This window comes from Paenibacillus lentus, from assembly GCF_042714055.1.
GTDB lineage: Bacteria > Bacillota > Bacilli > Paenibacillales > Paenibacillaceae > Fontibacillus > Fontibacillus lentus_A.
The window spans coordinates 177,413-191,362 of record NZ_JBHGVC010000004.1; the positions used below are offsets into that span (position 1 = coordinate 177,413).

The following is a 13,950-nucleotide window of genomic DNA, read 5'->3' on the forward strand; positions in this document are numbered from 1 at the left end:
CGTTCCTTCGTTTCGGCGAACAATTGAATAAGGCATGTGACAATGCTGTCACATGCCTGTGCTATCCGCCTTGAATCTGAACGAACGCATTCCGCTGCGGGAAGGTAAGTATTACCGTCGTACCGGTTCCCGGCCTGGAGTCGACATCGATCCGGATGTGAAGCGCATAGGCAGCCTTATGGGCTAAGTATAGTCCCATCCCCGTCGCTTTATCCTCATGATGCTTGGTTGTCGAAGTGAAGCCTTTATCGAAAATGCGGGGAAGGTCGCGCGGATCAATTCCTCTCCCCTCATCTTTTACCTCAAGCACGGTATAGTCGCCGCAGGTATAGCTCTTTACGCAGACATCCCCGTCCTCGCTGTACTTCACGGCATTGGTCAGCAGCTGGCGGAGAATGAACGCAAGCCACTTGGCGTCGCTGAGTACCTCCGAAACTTGCAGATCCACGTCGAAGCCGATCCCCTTCTGCATGCACCATGACCGGAGGGTACGAATTTCCGCGAAGAGCAGGGCTTTCAAGTCGACGTGCTCGACATACATATCATTTTCCATGGAGGGCATCCGCTTCTGATGCAGCTGTTGATCAAGCAGGAGATGGATGCGCAGCCATTCGTAAGTCAACTGCGTCTTTAGAGTCTCGTCTTCCAGACGCTCCAGCATAAGATGCATGGCGGTCAGCGGCGTCTTGACCTCATGAATCCAGGACAAGAGATAGTCCTTCTCCTCTTCGAGCACCGTACGGTTGTGCGCCGCTTCCTCCTTGAGCCGTTTGGTCTGTTCAAGCAGTAGAGTGCGGGTGATCCTCTCGAAGGGGCGGTGCCCTTCCACTAAGTCCGTTACGTCGAGGTGCGGCTCCCATTCCTCCAAATTCTTATAGAACCGGGTCTCTTGATGATAACGAACGACGAGGAAAATCACGAAGATCATCGTCGATAGAAAAACGATGTAGAGCAGGGATTCCAGCGGGATTTCCGAATCGAGGTAGGCAACGGATAAGGTCAGCAGCTGCAGGACGATGACGAGCAGAATCCAGCTGCGGCGTTCGATCAGGAATTTTCTAATCACGGCCTGCACCTTCCTCAATGGCCATGTAGCCTTGTCCAACCTTCGTCTCAATCATTCGTCCCAGGTCGAGCTCCTCTAGCTTCTTACGCAGCCGGTTAACGTTGACCGTCAGCGTATTATCGCTGATAAACCGCTCGTCATCCCAGAGGCTTTTGACCAGCTCTTCCCGGGTGACGATTTTGTTCTTCTTCTCGATGAGCAGCTTTAAAATGTAAATCTCATTCTTGGTCAGCTCGACCGAGCCTTCGGCATTCGTAACCGTGTTCTTCTCATAATCGACCGCGGCCCCGCACCACGTGCGCAGGGAGACCGCTTCGGTATTATAGTCGTAGACGCGGCGCAGGGTCGCCTGGATTTTCGCCACAAGCACTTCGAAGTGAAAAGGCTTTTGAATAAAATCGTCCGCCCCCAGCTGCATGGACATGACCATATCCGTCGGGTGGTCGCGCGACGACAGGAAGATAATCGGAACATTGGAATGGGCCCGAATCATCCGGCACCAATGAAAGCCGTCAAACTTCGGAAGCTGAATATCAATAATGACGAGATCGGGCTTCACGGCCGTGAATTTCTGCATGACGCTGCTGAAATCCTCCACTCCATGTACGTCATATGACCACTGCTGCAGTCGTTCCCGAATCTCGCTGAACAGGCTGGCATCGTCTTCGATCAGCATAATTTTGAACATGGCGTCACCACCATTAATTAGTTTATAACTTCCTTGCTTATTTTCTCACTTCATCTTCACATTAAATGCAGTGATTGTAAATCTTTGCTGAGGCAACTTTAACAAAAGGAGCAGAAATGATAGGAAAGCCATCGTCTGGAGGCATAATAGTTGGCCGAATGAAAACCGATTGAAAATAAACATCGCAATAAAGGAGCAGCTCAATATCGAGATGCTCCTTCGTCATAGGAAAATATCTAATTATTCGGAGAGGGTTTCTTGTTACAACCCCCTGCTCAAAACATTCTGCGAGCTGTTACGAATCGCTCTCTCCACTGGCCGTCGAATTCCCCGATATGAACGCCAAGCTTCTTCGAGTAGGTATGTAGAATTTGATTGTTCCCCGCATAAATTCCCACATGCCCAATGTCCAGCCCGCGCGCGCTGAAGAACAGCAGGTCTCCGGTGCGCAGCTCGTCTATTCCGACCTCTTGGCCTTCCTTGGCTTGATTGTAGGATACCCGTGGGAGTTCGATAGACAGCGTATCCTGAAAGACGCGCTTCACAAAAGAAGAGCAGTCGAAGGTATTCGTTTGGTCGGGTGAAGCCCCAAACTCGTACGGCGTGCCTAGGTATTGCTTGCCGTAAGCAATCAGCTCCTCTCCTTGCCGTTCAAGGAGGGAGGGGCTCGAATAATCGGTATATTTCGGCTTGGCTGAGATATATCCGCGCTTTTGATCCCGGGTACGTACCTCTAGCCAGAAAGCACCGACCTCGCGAATGACATGAACCCTTTCGCCTGCAGGGATCAGCTCACCCGTGGCAGAGCTGCTTGCCGCCTCCGGTTGGCTGCGCAGATTGACGCCCCAGCGGATCGTCGTCTCATAGTTCACCGGGGAGGAGATATGGATCGTCCGCGTGTCGGAAGACCATTTGACGGTGCTGCCCAAGGTTTCACTGACGAAGCGCAGCGGCATTAAGGTATAACCGTCCGCAATTCGGCCGGGAATTGACAGATTAATCGGCTTCCCGTTGAGATTGGCGGTAGATTCTCCTATGCGATAGATGAGCGTCATGTTGTCCTTGGTTGCAGTAATCGTCTTGGTTGCGCTGCTCCAGATCAGTTCCGCCCCCTGCTCTTCGAACAGTTTGCGCATCGGGACGAGCACGGTGCCGTCCACGATCAACGGCTCTGCTTCAGGCTCAAGCTGGCGGTCGTCCAGGTAAATAGCAATTGGCTTAGACTTGGCTTGATCCTGGGATTGGGCCGCAGGTTGAATTTGAGCTCGATGCTGTGCTTGAATCACAGTTTGCGAAGGAGCTTCTGCTATAGCGGTCTCAGCCTGTACAGAGGCGGGAGCAGTATACAGTAGGGTGGCTGCCAGAAGGAGCAGCAGCGTGATTTTGTTGTTTGTCATATGTGCATCACCTTGTTGATTGGTTTGTTTCATATATTTGGACGAGGACAAGCCGGATTAGTTGTGTACCAAATATTGGCGAGTGCTTTGTATACGAGTCTAGTAGAAAAACATAAAGTTTTGAACCGCACTCCCCTCATTTTGAGGTGGCTGCGTTTTTTTTGCTTAAATCTGCTAATTTTGTGGCGACAAATCAATGGAATTAGTATAGAATCATAAACTAGGTAGGAGAGATAAATTTACTAAATAAGTTTAGTAATGGAGAGCAAACCGCAGCATGACCCAAAAATTTGAACAAAGGAGAGTTTGGCGATTTGAGAAAACTACAACGTTATTTGGCTGTAATTGTATCATGTTTGCTTATTTTTTCTTCTTTTCCTTTGGCGGTTGATGCAGAAGAGGGGAGCGATCCATCTCCCGGTATGATCGACATCACGAGTGACTGGCAGGGCAGCGTTTTCGGGGATGTGGGTGGATCGGATAAGATTACGCCTGATCATTTCGGAATTGCCGAAAATGCCGGAGGCACGGTGATGCTTCGAAGCTCCAATGACAGGGGAAAAATTTCGAGCAGCACCGAAGGGATTGCCTATTATTTCAAAGAGGTCGCACCGGACGCCAACTTTGAGCTGACAGCTACGGCACAGGTGGACGCTTGGACAGCCCATAATCAGGTGTCATTCGGCTTGATGCTCCGCAGCAACGTGCTGGATAACGAGAGCGTCGGGACATTTACCGGAGATTATGTAGCAGTGGGTGCTTTAGACCAGAAAATGAAAGCGCTTAATAAATCGCAAGGGAGCGGTTTGCAGAAGACCGATGCCTTTGCTTCGGCCGCTTCCCCTGCACCGGGCGAGGAATATCGGCTCAGCATTAAAAAATCCGGCAACCTGTACATCGTACAGATCGGCGATGAAACGGAAGCCATTACGGACTTCGCGGGAAGTGTTCGCTATGCAGGGCTGTATACTGCCCGGAATACGACGGTCACCTTTAAAGACGTGAGGTTAAGCATCGAAGGTTCTGTCGAGCTCGGCGATTGGCAGTTCAGTGCTTTTGGCGGCAACACGAGCGAGTCCAAGAATCCTCCTCCTGTGGAGCAGAGCGAAACCTCGGTAACGCTGGCGACTTACGGCGGGAAAATAGCCAGCGGCGATGAGGGGATGTCCTTTTACTTCAAGGAGCTCCCGGCCGAGGCTAACTTCGAGCTGATCGCGAAGGCGGAGGTCATATCGTTCAATAGCGACAGCGGCATTAGTACGCCGAATCAGAAGTCTTTTGGACTAATGCTTAGGGACAGTGTAGGCGCCCATGGGGATGCAAGCACGACGACTTCAAGCTATGTGGCGGTCGGTGCATTGGATACGGTGATGAAAGGCTTCTACAAGAGCCGGGGCGTCCAAGCGAAGCTGAATCCGCAGCCTGGCGTCAATGCGCCAACCGCGGGAGAAGTATATGATTTGCGCATCAAAAAATCAGGCGCGACGTACTTATTGTCCGTGAATCATCAGAGTGAAATTCTCACGTTGGAGGAGATGTTCACAGATACGCTTTTTGCGGGGGTATATGCGGCTAGAGATGCAAGGGTTGCCTTTAGTGACATAGATATTCGCGTGGAGAACAGAACAGTGAGCGCCTTGTCCGCTGATTTCAGTGAGATGGCGAAAACGTCGTACTTAGTGGGCGAAAGCCTGGATTTAACGGGGCTCGTGGTCAAAGCGCAATATTCTGACGGCAGCGAGGAGGTACTGGCGCAAAGCGAGTATATAGTTACAGGCTTTGATAGCAGCATAGTGGGGCCAATTGAAATTATGATCCATTATAACGGCGCTACAGCAAAGGTTCCGCTGCAAATTGTGCCGCTGACGGTGACTTCACTAGTGGTAAAATATTTCCCAGCTAAAACGGTTTACTACTTGGAGGATATTTTCGATCCGGAAGGTCTTGTTGTTCTGGCGGAATACAATAACGGCTTCCAAACGGCGGAGCTGACAAGCGATCAATATTCGATATCCATTGCAGGGCAGCCGGTCACGGAGCTGATGCCCTATATGTTCAGGCAGGCCGGTACTGTGGAGGTGACGATAATGTCTGAGGAGACACCAGGAATGGATACGACCTTTGAAGTGAGCGTCAAGGCTGCAGCGCTTGCGGAGCTTGAAATTAGACAGCAGCCGGAGCAAACGGTTTATTTTATCGGTGATGCCCTGGATTTGGACGGACTCTTGTTGTATGCGAAGTATAGCGATGGCTCGGAAGTGAGGCTAATGAGGGATGAATATACGGCTTCGTCTCTTGACACCGCTACTCCTGGGCAGAAGCAGGTTACTTTGCATCACAAAGGGCTGACGGCTTCTTTTCCGGTGACGGTGAAGGTCAAAGAGTTGGCCGGGATCGAAGTGACGAATTATCCGAAGACGACTTTTGAGCGTGGGGATGTTTTTGAACATACCGGCTTAGAGGTCTCGAAGGTGTTCGACAACGGCGACAGGGAGGAGCTAACCGACTTTACGGTCGATCCTTCGCAATTCGATGGACAAACAGTTGGTGTATATGAGATTAGCGTTGTCCCCGCTGACACGTCGATCAGCCCGATAACGTATAAGGTAACGGTCAGAGAGAAGCTGGCACCGGAGTGGAAAACCACTCAATTCGGCCAATCCACTTCGGCTAAAAGTAACTATGCAGTGATCCACGAAGACGGCTCGATCGAGCTGGTGGCTGCGGATGGCGGAAAAGTAACCGGAGACCATGACGGAATTACGTACTATTACACGGAGCTGGATGCGGACAAAGACAATTTTGTATTGTCGGCGGACATTCAGGTGGTGTCCTATGCGAAGAATCCGCACGATGGGCAAGAGTCTTTTGGCATTATGGCGAGGGACGCGATTGGCGTGCAAGGCAATTCCAGCGTGTTTGCTTCGAATATTGCGGCTATTGGCGGATATAGCGGAGGCACGAGAAATGACAACGGTACGCAATTGTTCGTGCGCACGGGTGTCGAAACCCCGGATGGCGCGGGCAGTCAGGGAATTCAAGCCAGAATGCTTAAAAACGAGCGCCCGGCCGCGGGCAACACACATCCGGCTGCGCCTTATCAATTGACGCTGGCGAAAACGAACAGCGGCTTTACGGGCAAGCTGAATCAGGGGCAAGAGGAGATCATTTTTACGCCGGATATTTTAAATGTACAGGATTCAAAAATGTATATCGGCTTCTATACGGCACGTGTTGCGACCATCGTCGTCAACAACGTGGAGCTGACCGTAAGCGACGCGGGCACGGATGCACCGCAGGTTGTACCGCCAACTGAACCTGTCGAGCCAAGCCTGCAAGTCCTCTCCTTGGATAAAACCTCGGACACGGATTACGAATTGGTTCTGCGTTCGAATGTGGACGGCACAGTTACGGTGAAGCAAGGGCAGACAGTGATTCTACAGGATGCTCATGCTGGCGCGGGGGAGCGGCTGGCCGTTCAGGCTGAGCTAGCTGTGCAGAGCGACACGAATTTCAGCATTGTTTTTGTACCGGATGATACCCAGAAATTAACCTCCTATGACAAAATCGTTCGCAACTTTACCGTTATGGTAAGGGAGTATGCAGCCGGCAAAGATATCATCGTATCTCCAGACGGAACGAGCAGCGGAAATGGAACGGCAGAGCGTCCATTGGATATCGATACGGCAATCGACTTTGTAAAGGCAGGCCAGCGCATCGTCCTGCAAGAGGGCCGTTATGTGCGCAGCTCCAAAATGGAAATCAAGAAGTATAACGATGGAAAGCCCGGCGCGATGAAATATTTAGTTGCGGCAGAAGGGACAAGGCCTGTCATCGATTTCGACAAGAAATCGGAAGGCGTCGTACTGAGCGGGAACTATTGGCATATTCAGGGGCTGGACTTCACTCGCTCTGCAGGCAATACCAAAGGCTTTACCGTAGGGGGCAGCCATAACATTGTGGAGAACAGCAGATTCTTTGCCAATGGAGATACGGGATTGCAAATCAGCCGAACGGATACGAGCGCCCAGGATCCGGCGGAATGGCCATCGTATAACCTGATTCTGAACAGCTCAGCGTTCGATAATCGCGACCCGTCTGATAACAATGCCGACGGCTTTGCCGCCAAGCTGACTTCAGGCGTCGGAAATGTGTTCAGGGGCTGCTTGGCCCATAACAATATCGACGATGGCTGGGATCTGTACACCAAGGCGGGAACCGGCGCGATTGGCGCGGTGCTGATTGAGAATAGCGCAGCGTTCAATAATGGATTTCTGACGGATGGCACTGTAGGCGCGGGAGACAAGAACGGCTTCAAGCTGGGCGGTGAGGGCATTCACGTTCCGCATATCATCCGTGATTCCATCGCCTTCGGCAATGGCGCTTACGGCTTCACCAGCAACAGCAATCCAGGCGTCATTGCGATAAACAATATCGGCTTCAATAATGACGGCGGTAATTTGAGCTTTACGACGTATGCGCATATTACGCCGGACTTTACGATCGATGGCTTCTTATCCTACCGGACGATCGATATTGCCAAGGATAACTATCCGGCATCGCTTGCATCGGATAACAACTTTATGTTTGACGGCAAGGTTTCCAAGAACAAGTCGGGCAAAGAGCTGACCGATGCCAATTTTGCCAGCCTTGACCCGGTAGTTAACTATGAAAGGGATGCGAGCGGCAATATCCTTTGGGGAGACTTCTTGAAATTCATCGATTTCCAGGAGCCTGAGAACCCTGATGGGCCGGGATCAGGTGATCCGGGCGAGGGTGGCTCTGATGGCGGCTCCGGTGGCGGTGAATCCGGCGGTGGAAACACCAGCGGGAGCAATCCGGGCAGCTCCAGCAGTGGAAATGCAGGCACGGACAGCACAGGAGACACCAGCGGCACGAAGCCTAAGGATTCTGGAAACTCACTGCCAGGGAAGGACAATGACCATGGGGGAAGCAATGGTGACTCGGAAGCCTCGACTCAGCCGCACGTTGTAAGCCTCTCCGATACGGCAGGGCATTGGGCTGAAGCAAGTATTCAGAAAGCGGCAGCAAGAGGATTCGTGAACGGTTACCCGGATGGAACGTTCAAGCCGAATGAAGCGGTTACTCGCGCGGAGTTCGCGGTGATGCTGACCAAAGCATTTAAGCTGACCGGGGATGGAGAGGCAGCTGCAGAGCTTAGCTTCACCGACCGTGAAAGCATCGGGCCTTGGGCGCATAACGCTATCACTAAAGCCGTGCAGGCAGGGATCATTCGCGGCTATGAAGACGGCAGCTTCCGTCCGGCCAGGGAGATCACGCGGGCCGAGATGATATCGCTGCTGGCTAGAGCGGCAGGACTTAAAGCCGGCACGGGGGCAGGTACCGACTTTGCCGATGACAAGGAGATTCCGGCCTGGGCAAAAGGGGCGGTCATCGCCATGCAGGAGCAGGGACTTGTTGCGGGACGCAGCGATAACCGATTTGCGCCGCAGGAGACGGCGACCCGTGCTGAAGCGGTAACGATAATACTCCGGCTGCTGGATCGTCCGTAAGCCGGGCATAACAAGCGCGCGGCGTTGTATAATATGGATATTCCACTGCGGTAAGCCGCTTGATAAGGGGGATTCCGATGTTAGCAGACATCCAGCAAGTCCAGCACGGATATATCGCGCGTTTTGAGCGCCAGCTAGAGCATTCCGCCGAAGAGATCTGGGCATGGCTGACCGAGAACGGCAAGCTGGGACAATGGTTCCCGGAGCTTCGGGTCGACGAACTTCGTGAGGGAGGAGTCATTAAATTTGATATGCAGGACGGAACGTTCGAGGAGCTCGATATTACAGAGTTGAAGCCGAATTCTGTACTGGAATACACCTGGGGCGAGGATCTTGTACGTTTCGAGCTGTATCCCGAGTCTGAAGGATGCCGTCTCGTTTTTATCGAGAAGCTGCATCAAATGACGGATCATACCCCGAAGGATCTTGCCGGCTGGCATGTATGCCTGGACGTCATCCAGAAATTACTGAATGGGCAGACGGTAGAATCGCGCCATGAGGAATGGCAAATATGGTACGAAAAATATGTGCAGCTTGTTTCGCCGTAAGGAGGGCTTGTCCCTCCTTTTTTTCGTATATTCAACAACTTTTCAAAAGTTAATGAGAAATCGTTGTAAGCCTCGCGAATGATAAGTATGATAGGGGATCAAGAAAGGCTATAACATGACATAAAATGAGGAATTTATCTATGGCTGAAAGAAAACATGATCAATCGCTGCGAATTAGGACGGTCGGCATGAGGGAATGGCGGAACGGAACGGTTTGTTATCATCGTTACGAAGCAACGCCCTACAAGGCACTAGATAGGTTGTTTCAGGTATATAAATTGAATAAGTCGGACAAGGTCGTTGATTTTGGATGCGGGCGAGGGCGGGTGCCCTTCTATATCCATCACCGGTTCCAAATTCCGGTAACGGGCATTGAGGTGCATGACAAGACGTATGAGGAAGCGCTCCAAAACAAGGCAAGCTACAGGCAGCAGGCCAAGCACATCCATGCTCCGATCCGATTAAAATATGGACTCGCTGAGCATTATGAAGTGAAGGGGACGGATAATACCTTCTACTTCTTCAATCCTTTCGCTATTGAAATTTTCAGACAGGTTGTCCGGAATATTCTGCGATCCGCCGAGGAGGAGCCGCGGACGATCGACATCATTCTTTACTATCCCGTTGCGGAGTATAAACAGTTCCTTCAGATGCACACCTCTTTCCAGTTAATCCATAGAGTGACCGTACCCGGAGCGACCCATAAGAAGGAGAAGTTTCTAATTTATCGCCTAAAACACAATAGAATAACCTGATTTCTGCGGAATCCATAAGACAGGATAAAGATGACCCATGACGTTAAAGGGTCATTTTTATTTGGGCAAGGGAGCGACATATTATATTAGTGATACATTTCACAATCATTTGTGGCAAAACAATCTATCATAAAGGTAAGTCGCTACAGCGGCACACAAAATTATGAAATATAGGGCGACCGCAGGAAGGAGGACAGCGCATGAAGTATTCCATCGGTGAGTTTGCTTCGATCGTCGGCGTGTCGCCAGATACGCTGAGATTGTATGAGAAGCATGATATTATCCGTCCGATAAAGAACAATCAGAACAATTACCGGTTCTTCAATGATTTGGACGCCAGAGATTTGCTTATGAGCAGATGGTATCGCAGCATGCAAATTCCCCTTTATGAGGTAGCGTCGCTTATGAAGGAAGCTTCATCCGACGAAATTGTCGATAAGGTCAATGAAGCGCAGCAGCTTTTGGAGGCGGAAATCCAGAGGAGCGCCATGCTTTTAAATAAAATGAAAGAGATCCATGAAGAGCTGGGACAAATCAGAGGCTCCATGTATCAATGTCAAATCAGGCAGCTGCCGGGAAGATATCGAATTAAGCAGACGTACAAGAATGATTTGTTGAAGCAGGAGGAATTAAAATACGTGGTGCAAGATTGGATGGAAAAGCTGCCCTACACCTACTATTCCTTCCGAATGGAGAATAAGGATCAAACGATAGGATATGACGTCATGGATTACAGCTGGGGTCTTACTTTGCTTGAAGAGGACAGTTTGCGGCTTAACGTAGCCATGAATGACAGCGTCGAGTACCTGCCTCCCGAAACTTGCGTCTCCGCGGTTATTGTTCGGTCACAAGAGGAATATATAAGCAGTGAGTCATTTCGGTTTATGCTGGATTATATTGAGGAGCACGGATATTCGATAGTCGGCGATATTACGGGGAAGATTCTGCTTAACGAGAAGCTGGGCGAGCATAGCCGCACGTATTTGGAAATTTATATTCCGATTCGAGCAATAAAATGAATACACTAGTCTAATCCCGGGGTTCATCGGTTTTGATGGACTTTGGGATTTTTTTCACATATCTTCCATTGACCTTGGAGCTGCACCAATGTTTACAGTAATCTCATATCTTCATTCTCGAAGATGGGAGAACGAACATCACAGAACAGGGGGAACAGCTATGCGTCAAAAGGCAGTCCACAACATCACGATCATTTTGCTGTGTTTCGTACTGATACTAACTATTTTAGGAGGGTGCAGCGGCAATAATGCTGCAGAGCCCACGGAATCGGAGCCAACGAATCAGCAGCAGGAATCCGGCGAGCCGTCAAGCTCCTTTAAACCGGGTACGTATAAGGCGGAAGCGGACGGAAAGGACGGAAAGATCCAGGTCGAAGTCACATTTGACGAGGCTGAGAACATTACGGACATTCGCATTGTAAGCCAGACGGAGACCGCTGGAATTGGCGATACCGCTATTGAGAAAGTCAAGGAGCAGATTATTGCCGGGCAAACCTTATCGGTCGATGCTGTGAGCGGGGCTACGGAAACGAGCAGCGCTCTATTGGCTGCGGTAGAGAATGCCGTCAAGCAGGCGGGTGCAAACATAGAGGCCTTCAAGGGCAGAGAGGTTCAAAAAGCCGGAGCAGGAAAAGTCGAGGAGTTAACGGCAGACGTTGCCGTAGTTGGAGCCGGGGCTTCCGGCGTATCGGCAGCCGTCTCTGCGGCGGATCAAGGCGCAAAGGTCATCATCATCGAAAAGACGGCTACGATCGGCGGGGCAAGCAATTTATCCTGGGCCGGGAAGTTCTATAATTCCTCAGCTGCTGTGGAGAGTGGGCTGAAGGTCAATGTGGAACAGGAAATTGCCGATTGGATCGTGAACAATCACTGGCGAGTCGATGCAGCTGCGATCCGGCAATATGTGACAAAATCAGGAGACACGTATGATTGGTTGGCGGAAAAAGGGTACAAGACAACCTTCCTGAACTTCGCCGGGGAACAGCTTCATGTTCTGCCAGCTTATGAGACCCGCCAGGAGACACTGAGAGCGATGCTCTCAGAATCGGTTGAGAAGCAAGGCGGACAAGTCATTACGGAAGCAACCGCCACGCAGCTCATGACCAATAACAGTGGAGAGGTCATCGGGGTGATCGCCGAGAAGGCAGACGGTACGACACTGGAAATTAGCGCGAAGAGCGTCGTCATGGCGACGGGCGGTTATGCGGCCAATAAGGAAATGGTGAAGGAGAGCTTTGGCTTTGAAGGTGTGAATGGCGGTCTTGGCCAGAACATCGGAGAAGGCTTGAAGATGGCATGGGAAGCAGGCGCGAAGGTACCGGATAACTTTGGCGGGCAAATGCTGCACCAGACCTTGGCGCGGGCTACGGATAAGCTGAAAACGCAGTTTTCACCGTATGAAGCCAGTTATCCGCTGATGCTCACCTATTTGCCGAATTTTATGAATGTAGGCCCTTCGGGTGCAAGATTCCGAGATGAGGCATCCACGCTTACAGCGGTAGCCGCTGCCAATACGAGTGCGTTCAACGGAGCCTATCACCTCGTGATCGTCTCGAAGTCGCAGGTAGATGCGCTCATGGCCAAGGGAATGAACGGCGTTAACGCACCGAAATTGCCGGGCATGCCGCCGGAGTTCTACGCTGCATTCCAGGATCAGTTTACATTGGATAATCCTTGGAGCAATGCGGATAAAGTCTTCGATGCCATGGTAGAGAACGGAGATGGCTATAAAGGCAATACGCTCGAGGAATTAGCCGAAAATGCCGGAATGGACAAGGACGTGCTGCTCGACGCGTTCCATAAATATCAAGAGGCGACAAAGACAGGCGTAGATACCGAGTTCGGCAAAGCCAAAGATTATTTGCTGCCGATGGGTGAGCAAGGGCCATACTACGCGATTATTGCGGAAATCAACAACCTGGGGTCTGTCGGCGGTCTACTCGTCAACACGAAGTTTCAGGTACTGAATGATAAGCGCGTACCAGTGAAGGGCTTGTATGCCATAGGCTTGGAATCGGAGGGCGTGTTGTTTAACGATACGTATGTCGGCAACGGAGTAGGTATTGGTTATTCGTTCACCTCTGGAAGGCTTGGCGGGGAAAGCGCAGCGAATAACGCATTAGCAAAATAGGCCATGTCGATAATAATCTATGATCAATAGTTGCGCTAAAGGCACCTTCGAAATATATCGGAGGTGCCTTTTTTATGGAATGAAGCCGGATAAGGTACGGCGGATTGTGGGGCTGTGCATGCTCCATATCGTGACTAAGCCTTTTTCCCGGAGGATAAATTGATTAGATCCCTAACGGTTACCAGTCGGTATCCCTCGGCGATCAGCTCTCCAGCCAGAATCCGAACCGCTTCCACCGTTTGTGAACGGTCACCGAAGCCGTCGTGAAAGAGCAGTACGCTGCCGGGGGACAGATTCTCCTTCGTCTTTTCGACAATATGGCGTACTCCCGGCTGTTCCCAATCCATGGCTTCGCCGTTTACGGCCCCAACCAAGGTATAGCCCCGTCCGCTAATAAACTGAGCTGCTTGCTCGTTATAATCAAAGTAGGGTGGACGGAATGCTTGCGGCTTGATGCCAATAGTCTTCAAAATTAAATTCTCAGTCCGGATAACTTCATTGGCGCATTCCTGTTCACCCAGCTTCGATAAATAAGGGTGGGTATATGTGTGGTTGCCGATTTCATGCCCTTGAAGGTGCACGGTTCGCGCAAGCTCGGGATGCTGCTCAATTTGGCTGCCGATCATGAAGAAGGTCGCCTTTGCGTTGGCCCCCGACTCTCGAAAAATATCCAGGATTTGGGGAGTGTAAACGGGATTTGGGCCGTCATCAAAGGTAAAAGCTACGACCTTCTCCTCAGTAACAAACTTATGAATAATTGCGGTGCCGAACATGATAGAAGCCCTCCTTATGCTTTATAAAGACCATTGTAT

9 protein-coding genes are annotated in these 13,950 nt (G+C 50.9%); 5 read left to right on the forward strand and 4 right to left on the reverse strand.

The features are described 5' to 3' along the window. Positions 1-61: 61 nt before the first annotated feature. The 3 genes from ACE3MQ_RS10770 to ACE3MQ_RS10780 form a co-directional block, all read right to left on the reverse strand. On the reverse strand, positions 62-1,066 hold the full coding sequence (locus ACE3MQ_RS10770; RefSeq protein WP_379392614.1) for a sensor histidine kinase: 1,005 nt from the start codon (positions 1,064-1,066) through the stop codon (positions 62-64). Beyond that, positions 1,059-1,754 carry a response regulator transcription factor gene (locus ACE3MQ_RS10775; RefSeq protein WP_379392615.1) on the reverse strand — a complete coding sequence of 232 codons (696 nt, stop codon included), beginning with the start codon at positions 1,752-1,754 and terminating at the stop codon, positions 1,059-1,061. The genes ACE3MQ_RS10770 and ACE3MQ_RS10775 overlap by 8 nt, the downstream gene beginning before the upstream one ends. 275 nt (positions 1,755-2,029) lie before the next feature. Then, positions 2,030-3,151, reverse strand: a complete 1,122-nt coding sequence (locus ACE3MQ_RS10780; protein WP_379392616.1) for a C40 family peptidase — start codon at positions 3,149-3,151, stop codon at positions 2,030-2,032. 314 nt (positions 3,152-3,465) lie between these two features. On the opposite strand from ACE3MQ_RS10780, the gene ACE3MQ_RS10785 reads away from it, so the two are divergent. The 5 genes from ACE3MQ_RS10785 (at position 3,466) to ACE3MQ_RS10805 (ending at position 13,138) form a co-directional block, all read left to right on the forward strand. Beyond that, on the forward strand, positions 3,466-8,685 hold the full coding sequence (locus ACE3MQ_RS10785; protein ID WP_379392617.1) for an S-layer homology domain-containing protein: 5,220 nt from the start codon (positions 3,466-3,468) through the stop codon (positions 8,683-8,685). A 77-nt stretch (positions 8,686-8,762) separates the two neighbouring features. After that, on the forward strand, positions 8,763-9,233 hold the full coding sequence (locus ACE3MQ_RS10790; protein WP_379392618.1) for an SRPBCC family protein: 471 nt from the start codon (positions 8,763-8,765) through the stop codon (positions 9,231-9,233). A gap of 140 nt (positions 9,234-9,373) precedes the next feature. Further along, the gene (locus ACE3MQ_RS10795; RefSeq protein ID WP_379392619.1) at positions 9,374-9,988 is read left to right on the forward strand and encodes an SAM-dependent methyltransferase; all 615 of its coding nucleotides are present in this window, start codon (positions 9,374-9,376) and stop codon (positions 9,986-9,988) included. A 200-nt stretch (positions 9,989-10,188) separates the two neighbouring features. Then, a complete protein-coding gene (locus ACE3MQ_RS10800; protein ID WP_379392620.1) occupies positions 10,189-11,007 on the forward strand; it encodes a MerR family transcriptional regulator in 819 nt (272 codons plus the stop codon). Positions 11,008-11,167: 160 nt separating this feature from the next. Beyond that, on the forward strand, positions 11,168-13,138 hold the full coding sequence (locus ACE3MQ_RS10805) for an FAD-dependent oxidoreductase (RefSeq protein WP_379392621.1): 1,971 nt from the start codon (positions 11,168-11,170) through the stop codon (positions 13,136-13,138). 134 nt (positions 13,139-13,272) lie between these two features. On the opposite strand, the gene ACE3MQ_RS10810 is transcribed toward ACE3MQ_RS10805, so the two are convergent. Beyond that, positions 13,273-13,911 carry a polysaccharide deacetylase family protein gene (locus ACE3MQ_RS10810; protein WP_379392622.1) on the reverse strand — a complete coding sequence of 213 codons (639 nt, stop codon included), beginning with the start codon at positions 13,909-13,911 and terminating at the stop codon, positions 13,273-13,275. Positions 13,912-13,950 lie beyond the last annotated feature (39 nt).